30 protein-coding genes and 1 tRNA gene are annotated in these 20,589 nt (G+C 59.1%); 4 read left to right on the top strand and 27 right to left on the bottom strand.

Going from position 1 to position 20,589, the window contains the following annotated elements:
* Positions 1 to 18 precede the first annotated feature (18 nt).
* Positions 19 to 195: a hypothetical protein gene (locus tag ACQ4V8_RS09640; protein WP_436571354.1), complete on the bottom strand. Its 177-nt coding sequence runs from the start codon at positions 193 to 195 to the stop codon at positions 19 to 21.
* Between the two features lie 129 nt (positions 196 to 324).
* On the opposite strand from ACQ4V8_RS09640, the gene ACQ4V8_RS09635 reads away from it, so the two are divergent.
* The 4 genes from ACQ4V8_RS09635 (at position 325) to ACQ4V8_RS09620 (ending at position 2,514) form a co-directional block, all read left to right on the top strand.
* Positions 325 to 624, top strand: coding sequence for an Arc family DNA-binding protein (locus tag ACQ4V8_RS09635; protein WP_436571353.1), 300 nt, complete (start codon positions 325 to 327; stop codon positions 622 to 624).
* Between the two features lie 371 nt (positions 625 to 995).
* A complete protein-coding gene (locus ACQ4V8_RS09630; protein ID WP_436571352.1) occupies positions 996 to 1,412 on the top strand; it encodes a DNA-directed RNA polymerase subunit alpha C-terminal domain-containing protein in 417 nt (138 codons plus the stop codon).
* A gap of 418 nt (positions 1,413 to 1,830) precedes the next feature.
* Positions 1,831 to 2,130 (top strand): type II toxin-antitoxin system HigB family toxin, encoded by a 300-nt coding sequence (locus tag ACQ4V8_RS09625; RefSeq protein WP_436571351.1) that lies wholly within the window; start codon positions 1,831 to 1,833, stop codon positions 2,128 to 2,130.
* Positions 2,131 to 2,139: 9 nt separating this feature from the next.
* Entirely contained in the window at positions 2,140 to 2,514 is a 375-nt protein-coding gene (locus tag ACQ4V8_RS09620; protein WP_436571350.1) for a helix-turn-helix domain-containing protein, read from the top strand.
* A gap of 73 nt (positions 2,515 to 2,587) precedes the next feature.
* Here ACQ4V8_RS09620 and ACQ4V8_RS09615 read toward each other — a convergent pair whose 3' ends face one another.
* The 26 genes from ACQ4V8_RS09615 to ACQ4V8_RS09490 form a co-directional block, all read right to left on the bottom strand.
* Positions 2,588 to 2,845: a phage tail assembly chaperone gene (locus ACQ4V8_RS09615; RefSeq protein WP_436571349.1), complete on the bottom strand. Its 258-nt coding sequence runs from the start codon at positions 2,843 to 2,845 to the stop codon at positions 2,588 to 2,590.
* 89 nt (positions 2,846 to 2,934) lie between these two features.
* The gene (locus ACQ4V8_RS09610) at positions 2,935 to 3,387 is read right to left on the bottom strand and encodes a hypothetical protein (protein WP_436571348.1); all 453 of its coding nucleotides are present in this window, start codon (positions 3,385 to 3,387) and stop codon (positions 2,935 to 2,937) included.
* Positions 3,388 to 3,494: 107 nt separating this feature from the next.
* Positions 3,495 to 4,673: a phage tail tube protein gene (locus ACQ4V8_RS09605; RefSeq protein ID WP_436571347.1), complete on the bottom strand. Its 1,179-nt coding sequence runs from the start codon at positions 4,671 to 4,673 to the stop codon at positions 3,495 to 3,497.
* 58 nt (positions 4,674 to 4,731) lie between these two features.
* Positions 4,732 to 5,154, bottom strand: a complete 423-nt coding sequence (locus ACQ4V8_RS09600; protein ID WP_436571346.1) for a DUF4128 domain-containing protein — start codon at positions 5,152 to 5,154, stop codon at positions 4,732 to 4,734.
* Positions 5,151 to 5,555 (bottom strand): HK97 gp10 family phage protein, encoded by a 405-nt coding sequence (locus ACQ4V8_RS09595; RefSeq protein ID WP_436571345.1) that lies wholly within the window; start codon positions 5,553 to 5,555, stop codon positions 5,151 to 5,153. The genes ACQ4V8_RS09600 and ACQ4V8_RS09595 overlap by 4 nt, the downstream gene beginning before the upstream one ends.
* On the bottom strand, positions 5,555 to 5,929 hold the full coding sequence (locus ACQ4V8_RS09590) for a hypothetical protein (protein ID WP_436571344.1): 375 nt from the start codon (positions 5,927 to 5,929) through the stop codon (positions 5,555 to 5,557). The genes ACQ4V8_RS09595 and ACQ4V8_RS09590 overlap by 1 nt, the downstream gene beginning before the upstream one ends.
* 9 nt (positions 5,930 to 5,938) lie before the next feature.
* On the bottom strand, positions 5,939 to 6,454 hold the full coding sequence (locus tag ACQ4V8_RS09585) for a DnaT-like ssDNA-binding protein (RefSeq protein ID WP_436571343.1): 516 nt from the start codon (positions 6,452 to 6,454) through the stop codon (positions 5,939 to 5,941).
* Between the two features lies 1 nt (position 6,455).
* The gene (locus ACQ4V8_RS09580; protein ID WP_436571342.1) at positions 6,456 to 8,021 is read right to left on the bottom strand and encodes an SGNH/GDSL hydrolase family protein; all 1,566 of its coding nucleotides are present in this window, start codon (positions 8,019 to 8,021) and stop codon (positions 6,456 to 6,458) included.
* A gap of 96 nt (positions 8,022 to 8,117) precedes the next feature.
* Positions 8,118 to 8,591, bottom strand: coding sequence for a HeH/LEM domain-containing protein (locus ACQ4V8_RS09575; protein ID WP_436571341.1), 474 nt, complete (start codon positions 8,589 to 8,591; stop codon positions 8,118 to 8,120).
* Positions 8,592 to 8,652: 61 nt separating this feature from the next.
* Complete coding sequence (locus ACQ4V8_RS09570) at positions 8,653 to 9,798, bottom strand: major capsid protein (RefSeq protein WP_436571340.1); 1,146 nt, start codon at positions 9,796 to 9,798, stop codon at positions 8,653 to 8,655.
* A gap of 171 nt (positions 9,799 to 9,969) precedes the next feature.
* Positions 9,970 to 10,764 (bottom strand): DUF6651 domain-containing protein, encoded by a 795-nt coding sequence (locus ACQ4V8_RS09565; protein ID WP_436571339.1) that lies wholly within the window; start codon positions 10,762 to 10,764, stop codon positions 9,970 to 9,972.
* Between the two features lie 96 nt (positions 10,765 to 10,860).
* Positions 10,861 to 11,361 carry a BRO family protein gene (locus tag ACQ4V8_RS09560; protein WP_436571338.1) on the bottom strand — a complete coding sequence of 167 codons (501 nt, stop codon included), beginning with the start codon at positions 11,359 to 11,361 and terminating at the stop codon, positions 10,861 to 10,863.
* 369 nt (positions 11,362 to 11,730) lie between these two features.
* Positions 11,731 to 12,789, bottom strand: coding sequence for a putative phage head morphogenesis protein (locus tag ACQ4V8_RS09555; protein ID WP_436571337.1), 1,059 nt, complete (start codon positions 12,787 to 12,789; stop codon positions 11,731 to 11,733).
* A complete protein-coding gene (locus ACQ4V8_RS09550) occupies positions 12,786 to 13,565 on the bottom strand; it encodes a GIY-YIG nuclease family protein (RefSeq protein ID WP_436571336.1) in 780 nt (259 codons plus the stop codon). The genes ACQ4V8_RS09555 and ACQ4V8_RS09550 overlap by 4 nt, the downstream gene beginning before the upstream one ends.
* 117 nt (positions 13,566 to 13,682) lie before the next feature.
* On the bottom strand, positions 13,683 to 15,047 hold the full coding sequence (locus ACQ4V8_RS09545; protein ID WP_436571335.1) for a DUF4055 domain-containing protein: 1,365 nt from the start codon (positions 15,045 to 15,047) through the stop codon (positions 13,683 to 13,685).
* Positions 15,048 to 15,063: 16 nt separating this feature from the next.
* Complete coding sequence (locus ACQ4V8_RS09540; protein ID WP_436571334.1) at positions 15,064 to 16,383, bottom strand: terminase large subunit domain-containing protein; 1,320 nt, start codon at positions 16,381 to 16,383, stop codon at positions 15,064 to 15,066.
* Entirely contained in the window at positions 16,380 to 16,895 is a 516-nt protein-coding gene (locus tag ACQ4V8_RS09535; protein WP_436571333.1) for a DUF2280 domain-containing protein, read from the bottom strand. The genes ACQ4V8_RS09540 and ACQ4V8_RS09535 overlap by 4 nt, the downstream gene beginning before the upstream one ends.
* A gap of 30 nt (positions 16,896 to 16,925) precedes the next feature.
* Entirely contained in the window at positions 16,926 to 17,564 is a 639-nt protein-coding gene (locus tag ACQ4V8_RS09530) for a putative metallopeptidase (protein WP_436571332.1), read from the bottom strand.
* Between the two features lies 1 nt (position 17,565).
* Positions 17,566 to 17,814: a hypothetical protein gene (locus tag ACQ4V8_RS09525; RefSeq protein ID WP_436571331.1), complete on the bottom strand. Its 249-nt coding sequence runs from the start codon at positions 17,812 to 17,814 to the stop codon at positions 17,566 to 17,568.
* 135 nt (positions 17,815 to 17,949) lie between these two features.
* Positions 17,950 to 18,285, bottom strand: coding sequence for a hypothetical protein (locus tag ACQ4V8_RS09520; protein ID WP_436571330.1), 336 nt, complete (start codon positions 18,283 to 18,285; stop codon positions 17,950 to 17,952).
* A 10-nt stretch (positions 18,286 to 18,295) separates the two neighbouring features.
* Positions 18,296 to 18,445: a hypothetical protein gene (locus tag ACQ4V8_RS09515; RefSeq protein WP_436571329.1), complete on the bottom strand. Its 150-nt coding sequence runs from the start codon at positions 18,443 to 18,445 to the stop codon at positions 18,296 to 18,298.
* Entirely contained in the window at positions 18,445 to 18,999 is a 555-nt protein-coding gene (locus ACQ4V8_RS09510) for a Rha family transcriptional regulator (RefSeq protein ID WP_436571328.1), read from the bottom strand. The genes ACQ4V8_RS09515 and ACQ4V8_RS09510 overlap by 1 nt, the downstream gene beginning before the upstream one ends.
* A 156-nt stretch (positions 19,000 to 19,155) precedes the next feature.
* Positions 19,156 to 19,229 (bottom strand) — tRNA-Gly (locus tag ACQ4V8_RS09505).
* 157 nt (positions 19,230 to 19,386) lie between these two features.
* Positions 19,387 to 19,611 (bottom strand): hypothetical protein, encoded by a 225-nt coding sequence (locus tag ACQ4V8_RS09500; RefSeq protein WP_436571327.1) that lies wholly within the window; start codon positions 19,609 to 19,611, stop codon positions 19,387 to 19,389.
* A gap of 197 nt (positions 19,612 to 19,808) precedes the next feature.
* Positions 19,809 to 20,015, bottom strand: a complete 207-nt coding sequence (locus ACQ4V8_RS09495; RefSeq protein WP_436571326.1) for a hypothetical protein — start codon at positions 20,013 to 20,015, stop codon at positions 19,809 to 19,811.
* Entirely contained in the window at positions 20,012 to 20,554 is a 543-nt protein-coding gene (locus ACQ4V8_RS09490) for a hypothetical protein (RefSeq protein WP_436571325.1), read from the bottom strand. Before ACQ4V8_RS09490 ends, ACQ4V8_RS09495 begins: the two co-directional genes overlap by 4 nt.
* Positions 20,555 to 20,589 lie beyond the last annotated feature (35 nt).

Here is a 20,589-nt window from a genome sequence, read left to right as displayed (position 1 = left end):
GTTGACACAAAACCCTGATCAGTGCTTCCCGGCGGCGATCAGGGTTTTTTCTTTTTGGGCCGCTTGCGCCGCCCTCTTTTCTTTCAAAATCGAGACAAGCATCCAGTTCATGGAGCGCTCCTCTTTCTTCGCTTCGTCTGCAAGCCAATCCCTCAAATCTACCGGCAGTCGCGACATCAGCCCTATGATTTCCATTTCCCTTCCTTTTTTATAGTGTCACCGTGACACAAATTCATATTACAGGACCGTGGAGCGCCCCGCAAGCTTTTTTTGCGTCACGGTGACACTATTTAACATGTGTCACGATACTAGTATCCTGCACGCATGAGCAAAGATTCCAAAACCGCCACACGAGACTCCGATAAATTCATGCTTCGCTTTCCGGAGGGCATGCGCTCGCACGTTGCAGATGCCGCCGAGCGCAACCATCGATCAATGAACTCGGAAATTCTGGCCAGGCTGGAGCGGACATTCCGATGGGATGAGGTGGACCACCCACACCCATCTGAACTGTCCGCCGAAATTCAAAGTGCTGCCACCAAACTTCAAGAGCTAATCCGAGAATTTCGCATGCTGCAGGTTGACCCGGACGCGCAGCCCGTCGGCGCCTCAAAAAAAACGTAATCGGTCATTATTTAATGCGCCAAGAAGCCCTGGCCAGCCATCGAAGGAAATACATGTCAGGCCTCCTAAAATTCCTGAACGCAGCATTCGGCGTTAAGCCGCAAACTCGCGCAAAGAAGCCTCGCACCCCCAAGCCCGCCGCTGTACCGGCACCACGAACAAACGTTATGCGAAGTGCGACATATGACGACAATGAAAGCATCCTCGGCGACTTTCTCTTCTGTGCCACGATGCAACTCCGCACTCCGCTGCGCGTCCTGTCCCGCCACGGAGAGACTCGCCCGAGTGGTCGTAAGCCGCCGGCCATCGCACAGGCGCACGAAGGCGGGTGGACTCAGCTCCTACGCGGCCAAAGGACCGTAATCGGTGGAATGCCATCCGATGTTGGTCGCATACCCGCCGACGGTGGTGAGTACCTGCATTTCCTGCTCGCCGTCCGCCAGATCGTGGAGCCGGTCACGCCCATCAATGAGCGTGTCGCCGAACTACGTGCCGAACTGACCAAGCCGCGATGGCAAGACTTCGTGACTCGCCTGGAAGATAACGTCGGCTGCATAGTGAATCACCTATTCCCGCCTGCCATCAGCACCATCCCGGGCCTGCCGGAAGCATCCAGAGGCGCGCTCAAGGCGGAAGGCATCAACACGGCCGCCAAGATCGCGGCCATGACAGACGCTGACCTACTCGCCATAAAGGGCATCGGCAAAGCGAAGCTGAAAGCCATCCGAGACTGGGAGGCAACTATTCAGGATCGGGATGCTGTCCGACTTGAGAATATTTGTCGCTGACCAGCTACTTTTCCTTTGACCCCGCACCCGCCCCTCAAAAAAACCCTAGCCGTCATTATTTAATGCACTTCTGCTGCAAAAGCCCCTCCAGTTCGATGGACATCGGCATGTAAAGGCGCCCCTGCCCCGGGGGCTCCTTAGCAATCGAGCCTTGCATTCCCCCTCACCACCCAGCAACAATACACACCCGACACGGCAAAGTCATGCGGAACAGTTCGCACGACTTTTGCCCGCATTTGTGCTATGTGCGACACCATCCTATCGCCGCCGTACCAGCCTGTCACCCACAGGAAATGCAAATTCCCTGTGGGTGACAGGCCAGCAGTTTTGTGCTGGCCAGCGCCCGTGACCTCCCCTCATCTCCCGGACAAATCTGCAAAGTTTGACATTAGTCCCAAAATGGGACTAAGATGTGGCTATGCGAATCCTATCCAAGCCGACCCTTATAGACTTCTACGAACAGCCGATCTACGCAGACTCAAAAGCGCCGCTACTGTCTTGGCACGGCCATGTGCTTAAGGCTTCATGGCCCGACCCCGCTGCCGTGAAGGCTGACTTTGGCACCGCGAGTATCCTGAAGGAGGGCCGGGTCGTGTTTAATATTGGAGGCAACAAGTACCGGATCGTGACATCGATCAACTACCCGTACGGCATCGTCTTCATCAAGTTCATCGGTACACACCGGCAATACGACGCAATAGACGCACAGGCAATTTAAGGAGTAATCATGGACATCAAACCAATTCGCACTGAAGACGACTACCGTGCCGCGCTACGGGATGTTGAGTCGCTTATGTCTGCGGAATTCGGCACGCCAGATGGCGATCGACTGGATGTACTGGCAACTCTTGTGGAAGCCTACGAAGCGCGCCACTTTCCCATGGAATTGCCGAGTCCTATCGATGCCATCAAATTCAGCATGGAGCAGAAAGGTCTTGCGCCCAAGGATCTGGAACCATTGATCGGCCGCTTAAATCGTGTATACGAAATTCTCAATGGTAAGCGCCCTCTTACGCTGCCGATGATCGTACGCTTGAATGATGCGCTGGGCATCCCCGCGGAAGTGCTGATACGGCAACAGAGGGGGTTGGAAGCGGCCTAACTGGGCCAAGCGACTGCTGCATTGACGCCTGCCCACCTTTCACGTTAGGGGCCCGTCAATTTGACGGGCCTTTTTACTTGCTCGGCGCCTCACTCGCGCTTGCCAGAAACACCTCATCCAGCGCATCGATACACTCACCCTCAAACGGCGTCAGCGTGATGCGGTTGCGCCGCTCCCAGGCCAATATCTCCGAATCGGCCAACGGGCTGATACTCATGCCGCACTGGCGCTTGCGGTTCATATCGAGAAAATATTGCCAAACATGGATCAGCTCATGCGGCACCGGGGGGATGTCGAGCCCCGGAGGCACCTTGCCGGTCTGCTCCTGCACTCGTTCAAGATGCCACTGGAGCGACTTGCCGTCCTTCTGCCGGGCGCCGAGCTTGAGCGATCGCTCGGCAAACTCCAGCAGTTGGCGCTTTAGATCGCCAAAAAATTGGCGTCCGCTTCCAGCTCGGCCAGGATGCGATCTTGCCAGGTCGGGAACTTCGTGAATGCAGCGCGCAGGAATTCCGTCGTCACAGCGACAGGCTCCCCCTTGTCCATGAAACCAGGGGCGCCCACGATCACCGCGCAGGCGATCTTGAAATTGCGGTCTTCGCCCAGGTCGAACAGCGTGCCGGCGCCATCGTCCGTCTTCGCGTCGATCTGCTGTTTTTTCTGCTGGGAGCGCTTGATGGCCACGACCGACGTTTCGCGGATCACGGCGCGGTACTGCTCGCTGTTTTTGCCGACCATGTCGAAACCGGCGCGGTGATTGCCTTCGTCATCGAACAGGACGGATACGCGGTGCGTTTTCTCGACCGGCGCAGCGTCGCCGCTCAACAGGGAGATATCAAAGCCAGCGGTTGCAATTTTTTGTGCGATGTTCATTTTTTAACTTTCTATTTTGAGAATAAAAAAGGCCCACGTCTGAGGTGGGCCAGAGCACAGGCCCGGCGGGCCTGATCGGCGATGCGCGAGCTAGGCCCGCGCGGTGGTTAGGTCAGGCTAGTATCCTGAAGCAAAATTGTCGATTTGCCAGCGCCAACGCCTGCCGGGTTCGGCCCGGCCGCATAGTCGTACTGACGAATGATTTCCTTGTCGCCCGACTCGCCGCCGCCGGAGATTTTCACCACAGGCATGGCGAAGACGAATGCGCCGCCGATGCCGTCATCGAGGCGGTTGATCAGGGAAATGGTCTGCTCGTTGTCGAAGTAGGTGTCCATGATGCCGTCTTCGAAGTACACACTGACCTGGCCGCCCACGTCGAGCATGTCCATGAAAACGTCAGGCGTCACGTTCGAGCCAACGGTTTTGCCGACCGAGGCATTGCCGTTGATGTCCAGCGTGAAATTGGTGCACACCTTGGAGGCGACGCCATTGATCACGACCAGGCCGGAAGGCGTGACCAGCATATCGCCGCCGCCAGCTACTGCCGGCGCCGTGAAGTACTGCGTAACGTCCTTCTTGCGATCCTGACCCATGAAGGCAACGTCGGCCGAAACCTTGTCATCCGCATTCATGCCGAAGTTGATCGATCCCACGCGCTGACCGGTGAAGCGGTACGACTCATTGACCGCCGCATAGAATTTTTCAATCGTGTAGCTGTCGTTCGTGTGCGCCGTTTCCGGGATGTAGGTGATCTTGCCCGGGACGGTCAGACCGATGGCGGTCGAGCTGCCCACTGCGGTAACCTTTTCCGCCACGGTCATGTTGAGCGCATCGAGGGCGATGATCGTGAACAGCTTGCCGTTGTTCGGCGCGCCCGTGGTGGCGAAGCCGGAGAATTTCACCAGCATGCCCAGCGCCAGGCCATCCGTCAGCCAGGAGCCGGCCGAGCGCACGAAATTCGGCCCGGCTGCCGATGCGGTCACGGTCAGGCCAGTGAGCGGGGCCACTGCCGTCCATTCGCGGCGGACGACCGAGGCCAGAAAGTCCTCGATCAGGCCCAGCGAGAACTCGAAGCCGAAGCTGCCGTCGACCGTGCGCCCGCCGTGTCGCGGCAAGGGGCGCTGCGCATTAGTTTGAATGGCACCGGAGGCAATCGAATTCTTCTTCAACTGCAGGCTGTCGCTGACTTTGCGCATCTCGCGCGCGCCGGACGGCGCAGGCAATGTGCCGTAAGCCGACTCTTTCTTGCGGATAACCTTGGTCAGTACTTGGGTTTGGATTGTCATTTCATTGCCTTTGGACGTAAAAAAAGCACCCGAAGGCGCCTTGGTGGTGGATGGTCTTTTAACTGAAATCGTCCAGGTCGTACCAGATAGTGACCGGGACCATGTAGAAGCCGCTATCGTCCGGCATGCCAGGCCCGACCGATGGCGTGCGATTTATGTGCACGTTCAGGCCGCCGCTCTGGATCGTTGTCGGGCACTTGAACAGCACCTCGATGGCCTTGGTCAGCGCCCTGGATGGCCCGGTACCGCCATTCGCTGGCACATACACATCGACCTGATAAAACCCGTGATAGCGCTTGTGCTCACCGCCCTGGCTGGGGTTGAGCGTTCCGGCTGGCATCAGTGTGCCGCGCAGGTACCGCTGCCCTGTTGTGGGCTTGAAGCCCATATTTTCATAGGCGATCGGAATTGCTGGTGACTGCGCGCCCGCCCACGCGGCTAGGCGCACCTCGATGGCGGCCTGGATAATTGCATTGCTCATTGCAGATCCTGTACATAAGATTCGATGGCGGCCGGCAGGTTGGCCAGGGTGATGCGCACCATGCCTCTCGGCGCCTTCACGCGGCTGTGGCCATACTCGATGCGCCCGGCATACGGCAGGTTGTTCACGACCCAGCACTCTCCACCTGCCTTGAGGCTAGTGACCTGACCAGCAATGCGCGCGATGGCGGCGGCGCCGGACGTGTCGAGCAACGCGATCTCGCCCTGTGGCGGTAGCTCGCGCCCGAACTGCCAATTGCTACGCAGGCGCCCGGTGTCGACGGGCGTGTTCATGATGACGCCTTGGGATGCCAGCACTACCGCGTGGCGCACGGTCTTATCCATGTTGCCGCCGAAGTGTTCGAGGAACTTGGTCAAGTCTGCGCTAAATGAGCCTGCCATCAAAGCCCCCTGATCTGCAGCGTGAACAGCACGGCCACGTCGACCGGCGCCGTAGCTCCAACTGACTTGATCGTGTAGCTGGCGCCGCCGAACAGCACCAGGTCGGCTGTGGTCGGCTGCGGCATCGGCAAGCCGTTGCGTTGCAGCGGCGACAGCAGCAGCTTCTGATCGCCCGCTTGGATCAGCGTGCCGTCGATGTTTTCGGCATCGTAGGCGATCTTGACGCCCGTGCCTTCGTAATCGGTTGTCGTGCTGGGCGCTGCGCCCAGTTCTGGATCGTATGGCCCGATGACGACCTGGCGCAGCACCGCGATGCCGCCTTTACGGCGTAGGGACTGGTCGGCTCGGGCGGCGGTTTTGCTGTAGTCGGTCATATAAATCCTCTAGCCGCGCACCAACTTAATCGAATTGCCACCACCGGACGCCCCAAAGTAAGGAGCCAGTAGCGCATCCACGGCCACGAAGCGCTCGCGCGCGTCCGTGGTGTTCTGGAAATACTCATCTTCCAGCGGCCCCACCTTGGTCTTTTTGACCGAGTTCGAACCAGTATCGAGGTCAGGCAACAGTTCCGCGCCACTGCCAGCGCGCACGGCCAGGTCGATGCAGGCATTGACCACATCCACCGGCACGATATTGCTGGGCACGGGGAATCCGTCAACGACCACGTTGTAGCGAGGCCAGTCCAGCGCCTGCTCCTGATGTGCCCGGCGGCCGGCCCAGCGCGTGCGGTAGGTTGACATAAAGATCATCGCCTTGCGAAGGGCGATCTCCTTGTTTGCTTCGGTCAGCGCCGCCCAGGCGGTCAAGCCCAGGCTGGCGCAGCGCGCATCAGCTGCGGCAACGCTGGCGTAGGATTCGGCGGTGGGTAGGCCGGCGCCGGTTTCGAGGGTGAGGGTCATATCAGGGAACCATTGTTAAAAGTACAGGCTTGACCTTTTCACACAGGGCTTCGTGCCCCAGCGGTGAAGGGTGCGTCCCATCCAGGACGTGCGCGGGATTTGCCCAATGCCCAAGGGAGTCTGCAAGCGACTCAACATCGACATAAGGAAGGCCCGAATTTATTACCCTGTCACGCTGCTTTAGGCGCAAGGCATTCTGAGAAGGCGTGAAAGAATCGTTTGGCAGTGGCGTCAAGATAAGCACTTGATTCCCTGATTTTTTGTCAAGGTGGTACTGAATTAAGTCCATCATGAAATACCATTGACCATCCCAGTCAGCAGCATTCCCCGATAGCTGGGTGGGTGTCATTCCGTTGATGGTGTGGCTATGCACTACCATGATATCGAGCATGTTCAGGTCGACTATATCCCGCCCGTGCAGGTTAATTGCCTGCATAGACGAACCGGATATTGCGCCGTTGAAGTAAGACACCATTTTGCCGGTCGCGCGAACCCTGGCGGCGGCTTTAAAGATGTAAGGCGCCCCAATAACGCCAGACGAGTTAGGCGAGCCGACAAAAATCGAATCGCCAGCCCCGCCGATGGTCGTCATTTTCCTGTCGTAATGAAACAGCGCACCAACAATAGCCAATCCAGCAACGCCGGTTTCACGCGTTGACGTCACGACGCTGCCGGGATTGGCAACAGTGTCAACCCCAAACGTAGGATCGGCGGTGAGGATAGAAAAGCCTTCATTGACAGCATCCCACGCAGCCGGGAATCCTGTGCCAAGATCGCCAAAGGTAAATGTGTTGTTATTGCCAAGTCGGACGTTGCGCCAAAACAGCAACTCGTACTTTCCGTTATCCAACTCGCCAGCAGCGCGTGGCACGCTGCGGGCTGGCATCTTTGGCGATAATGCGATACCCGGCCTTCTGCGCATTGCTGTAGCATCTGCCCCGATTGCCGCAGGCACCGTCACGGGGCCGGTTGGCGCCCCAAAGCCCGACGAAGGCGCGGCGATATTAAACACCCCGCCAGGATAGGCAGTACTTGACGTAGCGACACAGGAATTATCAATTACGGCAGGGGTGGCAGTATGGTTGCCGAAAATCAACTGCACTGCGTGGAAAGGCCCCCAGGCACTAATCGCGCCCGCAAAGGACTTGGTGGCGGCGCCACTTGATACGGAATTCGTCGCGGCGGGCAATCCAGTTCCAGCAGCACGCATTGAGCCGACCAATTGATTGACTCGCAGAGGAATCTGGGTCGATCCATCGCCAACGGATGCCGCCACACCGGCGACATCCCTGCCGACGCGAGCAGCAGAGACGGCCGCATTTGCAGTTGTCGCAATCACACTCCCCGCCGAACACGTCACCAGCAAGCGCTGCTCGCCAGCATACGGCCCGATGGGCGCCAGCGCGCCACTGACAACCGCCCAGGACTGCAGCGAGTTCGTGCCGCCCAGTACCGGATCGAGCAGGTAGACGACGCCCGTGGCGCCTGGCGCGCCGGTGACGGTCAGGACCTGGCCCTCGGGCAGGGAAATGGTTTGCGGCAGGTCGCCGGCTTTAATGGTGGGCATGTCTGACCTTGTCTGGTTTAGATATGAAAAAGCCCGCGCGCGGCGGGCCTCGTGGTGCTGGGCGCTAGCCTCAATGCGGTGCCGCCGCTTTGATGGTTACTGGGTCAGCAGGGCCAGCAACTCAGCCTTGTCGGCGGCGGCCGGGAAGCTGATTCCCTTGGCGGTCAGCGCGGATTGCAGTTGGGCCTTGGTCATGCTGGCAGGGTCTGGCGCTGCGCCCTGGATGGCGGCCAGTGCTGCAGCCTCATCGCGCAGGCGCTGCGCCTCGGCCTCGTTGACGCGCTCCTGCTCTGCTAGGCGAGCAGCTTCGGCCGCTTGCGCCGCATCGCGCTCGATCAGCCGGTCACGCTCTGCGTCGAGTTCGCGTTCACGCTGCACCAGTGCGTCACGCGCAGCGATCAGCTCGGCCATGGTTGGCGCAGGCTGCAGCGGCACGGTCGGCTCGGGCGGGGTGTCGCCGCCGAACGCTTGATGCACTTCAGGGTCGAAGTCGGCCTTATTGATGATGATGAAGCCCTGCGGGTTGTCGCTCGACTCCGTGGAAACTACGCGGATGGTTTCGATGTTCATGGGGATTCCAGGTAACGCAGAGAGCCGAAGCCCTCCGCAGTTTCAAACGGCCGGGGCCGACTTAGCCTTTCAGCGTGGCGATGTTCTCGGTCTTCCAGGCCTTCATGCCGTAGACGCACGACACCATGAACATGGCCTTCTTGAAGCCCTTATAGGCATCGACCGCAAATACCAGACCGCTGCGTGGGTCCTGCACAACCATGCTATCGACTGCCGCGTCGCCGCCGGCCGGGTTGGCCATTGGGCGCATAGCGACTTCCAGCGCCGACTTGTGGAAGGCGATGTTGCCGGTGTAGCTGTTGGTGATGGTCATCGCCGTGGCTGATGCCGGGATCGCTTGACGCAGACCTGGCGCGGCCAGGGTGATGGTGCCGGGGGCCGAGGCGCCGGAGGCCACGACGTACTGGTTAGCATCGCCCGCGAAGGTGACAACGTCGCCCTGCAGCGAGGTGCCCGAGCCGGTGATCAGGGTAATTACCGTGGCGCCAACAGCATAGCCAGCAGCATTGGTGGTGTAGGCGGTGCCCGTGCCCTTCGTTACCAGCTGGATGCCGGCCGATTCCTTGATCATCAGGCCCTGCAGGTCCAGCAGCGTGCCTTGGCGCAGCAACTCGGTGCCACCCGCCGCGCTCGCGCTCTGCAGGCCAGTCAGGTTACGCAGCTTGGTGCCGGCGGTCGTGCTCAGTGCCAGCGTCACCTGGCCATCAATCGGGCAGCCGTTGTCGACCAGGATCTGGCGCATTTCCGCGACTTCGTTGAAGTTCGAGCCGAACGGGGTGGTGCCCGAGGTACCGAATGCGCGTGAGGCGTTCTTGTATAGTACGGCGGCGGCGGTCGCTTCCATCTGGTTGGCGATAGCACGGATGGCCTGAATGATCTGATCGCCGTAGATCGTCTCGAAGCCCGAGCCGTTGTTGACGTGCTTCATTTCCTCGCCAGTCCAAGGAATCTGGACACTGGCAGGCGTGTCGATGACCATGGTCTTGCTGTCGACCGTTTGATCGGTACCCTCCGGGATGGTCATGGATGGGGTGATACCCTGCACCACTGGTACGCGCGAGAAGTGCGATCGAACGGTATCGCCGAGGGCAGCGCCTTCAGTATTCATGTTCAGCGTGGCCGACGGCAAGATGCCGATCAGTTCGCGGCCGACCATATCGGCGGCCTTGTAGATGTCAGCCGCCAGGTTATTCAGTACGTTTGGCATAGTATTACCTTTCGTTGTGTCGAAAAAAGCCCGCGAAATTGCGGACCTATAGGTGATTTGAGTTTTTTGAATTGCAGGCTGTCCAGCCCAAAGCACCTCGTCGACATCCATCGAAGAGGCAAAGGCCCAGCGAATGCCGGGCCGGTGATGCGATACTGGTCTTGCGGTCACTTAATCGACGACAGTGGCGCCGGCGCGGAATGCCGCTGCGCGGTCGCCTTGGCTCATGCTGTCGAACTGGGCGCGGGGGATGGTCTTGCTGCCGCCGGCACCAGCGCCGCCGCCCTGAGCACCACCGCCGGATGCGCCGGAACCCTTGAGGATCATGTCTTTGTTGGCGTACTGGCCGACCATCACCTGGATGGCCTCATCGAAGTCGGCATGGTTGCCGTGGTTCGTGGAAGAGAAAATCGGGTTGCCCTGCTGGTCCAGCGGGACGAGCTTGCCGCCGTCGACCTTGAAGCGGCTGCCGAAGAAGGTTTGCGCCATGTCGGCCGGGATTGCCAATTTCTCGGCAATGAATTTGGAGCTGGCGAAGGAACCACCGATGATGTGGTTGTTCAGGTCGCCGGTGAGCTTGGCGTTCTGCTCGGTCAGCGCGCGCTGCTTTTCTTCGGCCGCGCGGGTTGCGGCGGCTACCGCTTCGTTCGCCGAGCGCGTTGCAGCGTCCTTGATCTCTTGCACCTTGGCGGCGGTGGTCAGGTCGCCAGAATTGATGTTAGCCATGGTCTGCAGTGCAGCAGCAGCGGCAGCGGCGTCCTCGATGCCGGCATCCTTGAATGGTTTCAGCGCAGCTTCGGCAGCCTCTTTTGCCTGGCGATGGCTCATTGCCTCGCCGTTCAGGCTGGAAATCTTCGCGACAGTAGCGGCAGCATCATGTGCGACCTCGCGGCCATCATCCAGCACATACACTGGCTTGCCATCTTGCAGTACCACATTGCCATTTGCGTCGAGTTTCAGTTTCATTTGAGAGCTTTCCGGGCATCCGCCCTATCAATGGCCTTCCGGCCGGTGCGCCGCGTCGCATCCGCTTGCGGCATAAAAAAACCGGCGCTAGGCCGGTCAGTTGAATTGCAGCGAGGGCTGCATTTTTTTGTCGATGTCCGCGAGCTTTACAACCAGCGGTGGCTTTCGTGTCTTGTGCTCGCTCAGCCCTTTGCCGCAGAGGCTGGCGAACTTGTCTTGTGCGTCGACGGCCGCCTTGGCTTCGAACCATGCGAACATCAGCGACCTAGCCGGCGCGACTTGCGCCTCCAACTGGTCGAGCACCCACGCTCGGAACTCGGCGCCCTTCTTGGTTCGCGCAAACATGCCGATCAGGTGCGCGCCCCGAAGGCTGAAAACGCGCGCTTCGGCCGTAATCCCCGAGAACCCCGAAACGGGGGTCACGATGAGATCGGTCATTGATGCCCGGAACTCTTTGTCGTGCAGTTGATAGAGGCGAGAAACTTTATCGCTCCGGCTGTAGCCGAGCGCGGCGGCAATATCGGCAGCCGTGAGCCACGATTGCCCGTTGCGCTCGATGACGCGGAGCTTGTGCCCATCGAAAATCAATTCATTCATTTGAAGCCTTTCGCTTGGTGCCCATCGGGCGTAAAAAAGGCCGCCTAGTTGCCCGGGCGGCCTGAAATGGTCGTAAAAAAAGCTCGTCGTAGCGAGCTTTAATAATTATTGGAATATTTTGTGGTCGATTTATGCGACAACAACCCTTTCGCCGCGCATGAGGCACAGCGTGCACAAGACTTGCTTCGTGCCGCCCGTCAACTTTCCACCCTTAAGCACCACGCCAATGGTCGAAACAATCACCTCGCGGCCGGCGCAGCGTGGGCACTGGAGCATATCGGGCGGCTTCGCGGCGTTTCGGGAGCGGCTATTCTTGCGCTCTGGCGGTGGCGGCGATTTGATGAGGTGAAGGGGCATTCCTGCATGGTATCACTTGCCGAATGCCGCCGCGTCCATTTCCGCCATGCGTTTGAGCGAAATCTCCAATCCCTTGTTGTTGACAAAGGCCGCGTCGCTCATGCCATCTTTGCGGTAGCGTTCGCCTTTCGCCTTACCAAGCACGTCATCCTGGACATTGGCTGGCTGCTGCTTGAGCCAATCGCGGTATGACGTATTAACATCGGCCGGGCCATCTGCTGCGGATCGCGTGCCAGTGAGCCGCTTCTGCCCTTTGAGCATCGCGATGCTGGAGCTTCGGCAATTCCAGTGCAGCCGGCCAGGTCCAGCCTCCCACGGTACGCTATGCCCAACTGGGGCATGCGACTGCGTATAGTGCAAGTGGTCGCGCGCCCTGCACGGCGAGCTGGTGCGCGAATCGAGCGTCGAAACCCAAACGATGTCCCCAAGGATATCTTCATTGTCATCATAGAACCGCGTGCGCACCATTTGGGCCGTGTGGCTGATCGAAGTTCGAACAATCGACTCCACCTCACGCCGACTCATGTCAAGCAATCCATCGGCATAGCCAGCAGCCTTCGTGCCACGAATCTCGCGAACGATCTCATCGGTCGTCTTGCCTGACGTGAAGCCGATGGCTATCGCATCCTTGATGCGCCGCAATCGATTCGATTCGAGTCCGGATGCCCACTCATTCAGCAATCGACCTTGCATCGGAGTCGACATCGCTGCAGCGTAAGCCTGTTCAGGGACAACTGCCGCGATGCTGAACGTAACCGGCGCCACGGATTTATACAGGTCGTACTGGAACTGGCCCTCGTAAGCCACGTAGGCCTGCAATTCAGCGGTCAGCCCAGTGTACAGCGCAGCATAGGCCTGTGCATTCAATTCGCGGACTGATGCAAGCAATTTATCCAGCCGCTGCACCTTGAAACTGACGGCATCGATGCCATCGAGCGCGATCAGCAGCGCTGCGGACATGTCGGTGTCGGTCTTGTTCAGCAGCGCGATCATGCGCCGGAGGACGTAGTTGCTGTAGTGCGTCAGGCTGATGCCGTGCCTTATTGACGCGTTGAGGATGGGATCAATCATAGCTCGTCTTTTTGCATTCGTGACTTTACCCACTGAGGGTTGCGCCCCATCGATTCAGCGGCTGCGGCAATGGACACGTATTTGACACCAAACAGGATCACTGGCTTCCGGTTTTTCGCCGGACGCCCCTTCTTTGCCGCACTCCACTGCGCCCTGAGCTCAGCCGGCGGGGAGTATGGGTCACGCGCTGCAATCGTGATCATCATCGCGGCTGCGCGCTTTGCTCGCGTGTCGGAGGACTGGGGTCGCCCCATACTTGATGCTGCAATCTTTTGCTTTGCCTCGGCCGTATGCCTTCGCCCCTTGCGTTCGACGGACATTCGCTGCTTTGCCTCTTCGGTGTGGCACGGAACACCGCGACGCAACTGCGATAACCTAGCCTTCGATTCCGGGGTGTGTCGAATGGTCCCACGCTGCGAAGCCGACATTTTTGCGCGGGTCTCTGGACTCGCTTTGAGGCCTTGATTGCTAGTTGCTATGCGCCGAATGTTGTAGCCGGCATCGACTGAGTTCAGTGCATCAATCCAGTGCTGCTCCCTCGCCGCCAATTCACCTTTATCCTCGACCGCTTCCATAATGCTGAACTCAAACCCGTCGGCGCCGTATCGATCCCACGCGCGCTGTAGTTTTGAGTTGGCGTGCTTCCCTCGTCGCAGGAAGCTGCGGTGATAGTTTAGCCTGGTGGTAAGCTTGGTGGCGCTGCCAATATAAGCTTTGCCGTTGATTTTGTTGCGGATAGCGTAGATACCGCTGGATGCTAAAATAGCGTCAGCCATGAGACTCCTAGATAGTCGATCGGTTAGAGCCGGACCGGTGTTTCAGCACCCGTTCGGCTCATCTATTTTACCGCGAAATACTGTATATTTATACAGTGCAATTAGACTCGCGAGACCCTATAGCACACCCAGATCCGGCCCCTGCAATTGCAATCTGTCTTGCTCGTCCTCCCAACTAACATCTGGCGAAAGGAATGCTCGACGCTGCATTTCTTCATGGAATGTTTCCTTCGAAATAAAGCCCCCTTGGACCGCCTTCAGCAAAACATCTGCGCTAGCTTGTGCCAAGTTAAACGTACCGAATTCTTTGTAAATGCCGATATGCCCGCCCTCAGGCTCGCCCACCCACTGCGCCATGAACTGCATCGCCTGGTCAGCTGCATCCTCGACGTTTTGAATAATTTTCTGAAGCGCGCATGTCCCTTGCTCATTATCAGATACGGTTTGGGCAACAGATGTGCCGCCCGGTTTGACGATTAACAACTCGGCACCCGCCTGACGCATTTGATCTTCCAGATCTAGTAAGGCTTTCCTGCCGGCCTCTACGGCAGCGCCAGAAATCTCCACGTATTTCATATCGGCATCGGGCGATTCCGACTTGACGGCGAAGCCGGCGCCGACCGTGATAGCGTTATCTCCAAGCATCTTGGTGAATAAGATCGGAACACTTAAAACATGAAGTGCATTTTGGCGATCACTTTTTGTCTGCCAGTGCTCCACGTTGCTGTGCGCCAGTTCCAGAAGCGGCGGCGTGGCCTGCATGTAGCCCAGGCGCTTGCCGTAGATGGGCACGAAGGGGATGATTTTCAGGCTGGTGACGCCCTCTTCATGCAGCGTCCACTCCTTTTTGCTGCCGGTTTCGCTCTGGCGCCAGGTCTGCCAAGTGCCCCGCCCCAGTACGCGGACCTGCTCGATTTCCTTGGTGTCGAAGTCGCCATTCGGCTCGGACACACTTTCCAGCAACCGCAGCTGGGTCAGCCCATCAAGGCTGGTCGCATTCTTCGGCAGCCAGCCCAGCACGTTCTGCACATGCACCTGGACGAAGTACGGGCGCACGCCAGCGGCCTGCTCGTCGGCCTTCGTGACCAAGTTGCCGGCCTTGGGGAAGTCGACCAGGATGCCAGCGAAGCCGTAGCCCATCGCCTCCTGAGTAATTTCCGACAGGAAACTATGCAGGTCCCGGCCGGACAAGTCGACGTTTTGCAGCCAAGGCTTGAGCCGTTCCGGCACGTCTTCGCCCAGCGTCACCGGCTTGCTGAACGGCTTGGCCGACAGCACGTCGATGGTGCGGGCGTAGGCCGGGAACAGCGTGGCCACAGCTAGGCGAAGGGTATAGCTCGCATCGTCCTCGCCTGGCCACTGCGGCAAATACCTCTTGCCAGCGGCCCGCATGGTCTTGGTGCCGCCCAGCAGCGCAGCGATCAGCGCGCAATCTTCGTTCAGCTTGGCCGCTTCGGCTGATTGTGTGCGTACATCGGTCATGGAAATCCTTGTTTTTTTACATGCGCAGCGGCGCGACGGTGGTGCCATTTTTCACAGACGGCCATTCGACGTCGATGCAGTATCCAATCGCCGTCGTGATGTGTTGGTACTTATTTTTCTGGTCTTCCTGAAAGGTCGACCCTTTTTCAAACTGAACGGTACTCAGCCCTTTGTCGCACCACTTTGCGGTGGCCGGGTTGATGAACAAGCTCAGTGCGCCGTCAGCGGATCGGATCTTGGCGCGCACCGCGTTCTGCCGATCTTTGATTGCTGGCGCCGCCGGCTTCACCTTGCGGGTGTAGCTCCACCCATTCGCCTTCAGCACTCCCTCGATGTCGGTGTAGTCCGATGCGTGGCCGTGCTTCTCACCAGCCCGCCCAGCCGGATCGCCGTAGATCAGCACATGTTTATTCTTGTGATCCTTGTACTTTTCCACGAACTCCAAGGCTGATTGCTTCGAAACCGCACTGGTCAGCACAATCTCATCCAACAGGTAGATGCTCGCGTCACGGCGGACGCCGATGGCGGAGGACAGCGGCGTGAAGTTTTGATCGTGCATCCACATCAACTGCTCGTGGGGCAGGATTAGCTCGCCGGTGTGGTTTGCCTTGCTGTAGTCCTCGTAAATACGGCCGGATGCCGTTTCGAACGAGGCCTCGAATTCTTGCTTGAACTGCTTGTCCGACATCGCGCGCTTCATCGCGGTGATCACATCCGGCGGCAGGATTTCGGCAGACTTCCAGTGGAAGACCCGGAAGTTCGGATCGGTGCCGCTCTCCGCCTGGGCGCACAGGTCGTAATAGTGGTTCAGACCGTCAGGCACACCAAGCAGCCAGCACCAGGCGCGATAGTCCGGCATGGTCGGGTTGACAGTGTTCAGCGCTGGAAGGATGTTCGCCTCCCAGGCGTCGGATTTAATATCGGCAAATTCATCGATTCCACCGCCAGTCCAAGGGATGCCCTCGATACGCTGCGGCTTGTCCAGGCCGATCACGTGAATCTCGCTGCCGTTGTCCAGATAGATGATTAGGTCCGACTCCGACGGCCGGCGACTGTGCATGCACGACAGCGTGAACGCCTTTAGATCGTCCCAGAAGATCTTCTTGGCCTGCGCATGTGTCGGCGCGGCAGCGAAATACATGCCCGCATAGGCAAATGCCTGTTTCACCAGAAAGCGCTTGAAACGCTCAGTCTTGCCGCTTCGGCGACCTGCCGGAACAAGCGGGAAGCGAATACCTTGCAGCACGGCGGCGATCAGCGCGAGCTGCACCGGGTGATCTTTCAGAGGATACCAGCGTGCTAGCTGACGGTCGAATAGCAGATTTCCGGTGCTCATGAGGGCAGCTTCGCAATAAGATCGGCAAGCAGTTGGGCGTTCGAATTGCCGCCACCCTTCTCGATTTGCTTGAGCTCGGCCTTGCGCCGCTCAATCTCCAGGCGCTTAATCTCCTCGTCCAGACTCTTGTCGGGGTCGACCTTGCGATTGACGTAGGCGTCGCCCACTTCCTTGGCCGCCTGCTCGATCACCGATACGGCCAGCGCGATGTTGCGCATGCCCTCGGCCTGCTGCGCCATTCTGGCTAGAGCGCGAAGGCGAAAGGCCCGGCTGGCGATGGGAATCTCTGCGACTTCGTTGCGGAACTTGGCCCGAGTGTCGTTGAATACTGTGCGCCATTTCAGGCTGAGGTTGCGCCCTACGTAGCAATTCGGGTCGTAAGCGGCCACCTGCTGCCGCATCACATCAAGCCCGAACTCCTCTTTTACTGCCTTCGAAACCTGCGTCGGCGTGTCAAAACAGGCCAGCGCTTGGACGATGAACAGCTTCACCTCGTCTCGTAGTGCTGCCATAAGTTGCCATCCGGTAAAAGTCGCGTAAAACTATGCGACCTTGAGCAGACAGGTTCCGCAAGCCCTCGCGATGTTGATTCTCGCCACTTCGGGCGGTGTCTTTGCTGCATCGATCATCCGCTGCACGTCCTGGCTGGCACCGTAGCGCCGGACCACGCCGATGAACTCCTCGACGTCGTGAGCGCGCATGCACAGCTTCGGCAATCCGTCCTTGGTGAATGCGGGCGCGCCGAATTCATCGTGCTCTTGGCCGATATGGAAAAGTTCGTGTTCGACCAGTGCGCAGAACTCAAGGTCGCTGCATGCTAGGCAATACGACGCGTCCAGGGTAATGAGGAAGTCCGGCACCATGCCGAACCAGTCGGCCATCTGCTGTTGCTGGCGACCTTTTTGCCACGGCCCGCAGCGGAACGTGACTTCTTCGCACTGGCCCAGCACGGTGCGGCCTGCCTTCACGAAGCCTTCCGGCGCCCACAGGAAGTGCACATCGGCATATTCCAGGTGGGCGTGGTCCTCGTTATAGAGTGCGCCGCCTTCGGTGAGGATGGTTGCGCGCGCCCACTTGAGCACCTCGGGTGCGGGCAGGTATCGGTTGTTCAGCGGATCGGTGAATTCGGGTGGCGGCACCGGGCGGCCGGAGCCTGGCGCAGCTGGTGGTCTGCGCGCCATGCTACTGGGCGCCATCGACGTCAAGCATCACGGGAGGCATCGTTGCGCCCATCACCCACAGCCGGACGGCGCCGCCAGCATTCAGCACGGCCAGTTCCTCAACGCTCGGGCGCCAGTACGACACCACTGCAGGTAGATCGCCGACGTGCGTGCGCGTGATAGGCAGCGCGCCACATGGCAGTTCGCCTTGGTCCCAGCCCGCTGGCGCGCCAAGCACGCCGTTGTTTGATGGGTGTTGAATTTTCTGCATGACTGCCTTCGTTATGTCACCGCCCGCGCGAGCCGGGCCGCGATGCTTTGCGGAGGAGGCGGCTAGCCTTGGTTCGTCGGTGAGCTGCGCCCGTTTTTTGAGCCTGCCACTGGAGAGCGCTGGCAGTCGCAAGTGTCAGGTGTATGGGATGCCGCCACGCCGGGCGTGCTTCATCATGGCCTGGTGCGCGGCCTCGGTGCGTTCACACATCCAGGCATCGAAGCCGATCGCTTCCGCGCAAAGCCAAGATCCATTCTTCACGATCCGTACTGCGCCCTTGAGCACTTCGGCGGCAATCCCATCGCCAGCCAGATAAATATTGCCCAACTCGTTCAGCCTGGCGCGCGTTACCTCGCCCGCAATGTCATCAGCAGCGATGACGCGACCAACGAGCACGCCATCCAGGTAGATGTTGGCGCCCATGTAGTCAGAGCGGTAGTCGGGGCTGGTCTTGTTAGCGGAGATTCGCATATCGTTTCCTTTAGGCGGTGAATGCGTGCAGCGCTGGCTTAGCCATTGCCCACAGCCACGGCCAAGCCAGCAGCACGAGCGCGACGATGGCGCCGCCAATCAAGGCGCCTGCCAAGACCATGGCGATAATAATCCTGCGGAAGTCGATATCTGGAAGCATCAGTGCACCTGTGAAGGGTTGCCATCGAATGCCAGGGTCGCCTGGACCTTGGCCTTGATTGCGGCGTCCTCAAGCTCCAGCGCCGCGATCTCTGTCTTGCGCCGCTGTAGTTCGGCGCCATGGTACGAGCCAGCCTCGATTGATTCGCGGTTCTTAATGTCGAACTGTGCGATCAGGCGGTTGTTTTCGTCTCGCTCGCGCATCTGCTCAGCCAGCCAATTGAACGCCGCAATGAAGCGCAGCTGCCATGCCAGCGCAGCAGCGCCGTCAAAGCGCATGGCCAACAGTGCGAAGCCATCCTTACTGATGGTGAACTGTCGGCGGGCGCGGCCACGACGGTCAGTCTCGTGGAATTCCCGGAACATCTCACCGCTAAAGCAAAATTCCTGGGAATTCATCGCCGCGATGATGCGGTCGATAGAGGCAAGCACGTTGCTGTGCGTGCGGCCGAAGCGCTCGGCAATCCGGCGCGACGTGGTGCAACCCTCGCCGCCGTCAAGCATGACCAGCTCGCGGTACAGCGCGATTGCGCCTGTCGATGTATTTGTTTGCATGATGCCGCCCTTCGTCAGTGGTCGTCGTTGAAATGGGTGCGCAGAAGCAGGGACGAGCTGCTTTCGGCTTGCAAACCTATCTGCGCATGGAAAAGAAAAGCCGCCAGCGCAGTGATGCGGCAGGCGGCGAAACCCGGCGTACCGGGCAAGGAGAACTGGAGCGGGTGACGGGAATCGAACCCGCGTGGAAAGCTTGGAAGGCTTCCGCTCTACCATTGAGCTACGCCTGCGAAATCTGGTTGCCAGTTGCAGCGTCTGGCGTCGGTTTGGCGCGCAGCCAAACGGCGGCGCCCGACTGATTGCCCTGATTGTTTGCTGGATGGCTACTTCACTGGGCACCTCCTTTTCAGGCCTGCGGCGGCATGATCGCGCGCGCATCCAGCCATTTCAGTTTCGTTCTTCGCTCTCAGCCTGGATCTGGCGCTCAGCAGCGATCAAGTTCCAGCCCAACTCCCTGCGAATTTCGTCAGGCGTAGGCGGCGGGTCTTCGGAGTGCGTGCGCCGCTCCAGGTACTCGCGTACCTTTTGTGGCGATGGATGTGTGGTATCGGTCACGGCGTCCTCGAAAAGTGAATCGCCAATGCAAAAAGCCACCGCGAGGGTGGCTTTCATTTGCTCCCGCGCTATCTGCGTGGTGAGCTATCTACGAATTTCAGGGCGAGCAGGTCCGGCGCTGGGTCCGGGTACTGTCGCGAGTTCCAGCTATCGGTGGCGCGATGCGCACATTACGATTTCCGGAAGAATTTTCTTGAAACTGTACGCACATTATACAGCCCAAATACTGTTTGTAAACACAGTCCGCAAAATTTTTACATCGTGACGCAGAGCTTGATGGCCTGATCTTCAGTAAAGCCCTCACGCAACAAGGCAAGATACTTCGCGCGCGACTCCTTCGCCTTCCAAGCAATAATCTCGATTTGCATCGGCCAGTTGTCGAGCAAATCGGCAAGTGACCGCCGCATTGCGCGCGCCACCTCCACGCGCTTCCTTTCGGCCTGATCGTCCTGGGCGCTCATAACTCACCGCCACGCAACAACCCGCCCGCCCGGCCTGAATGGCTGTCGTAAATGGCAGTCAGCTCGCTCACCATATCCTTGACCCGCTCCAGCTCCAGACCTGCCGCGCCGTGGATCGAAGCTGCACCAGATCCATTGCAACTCGCGCAGATGCCATGGCCCAGCAGCGCCTTGACGCCAGTACCGCTACACACCTTGCACTTGCTGTCGAGCCAGTAAGCCAGCGACTTCTCAGCCACGCGCCGGTAAAGCACCTGCGCCGCATCCGCATCCCATGCCGTGTTCACAGGCAGCCAACGGCGCGACTGTCCGCGCTTGATGACCTCGGCCGTCCAGATGCGTAGCAGTTGCGCCAGGTTCTGGTGATTGCCCTCGAACATGCGGTTGAGCGTGCCGTCAGCGTACTTCACGCGGCACAGTAAGGCCCCGATATCGCCAGCCAAAGCCGCAGCGGCCAGTGGGTCCGTCTGATGATGCAGGGCATCATCAAGCAGGTTGGTCGATCCGATTGAAGCGATGTAGCGGTCAGCAAAGCCCATGTATGCCTTTCAGTTGTTGGCCAATGTTAACACCC

Origin of the sequence: Janthinobacterium paucivorans, from assembly GCF_051380805.1 — a bacterium.
GTDB classification, from domain to species: domain Bacteria; phylum Pseudomonadota; class Gammaproteobacteria; order Burkholderiales; family Burkholderiaceae_D; genus Janthinobacterium; species Janthinobacterium lividum_D.
The sequence above is the reverse complement of the archived record's forward strand: the minus strand, read 5'-3'. Positions and strand labels throughout refer to the sequence as shown.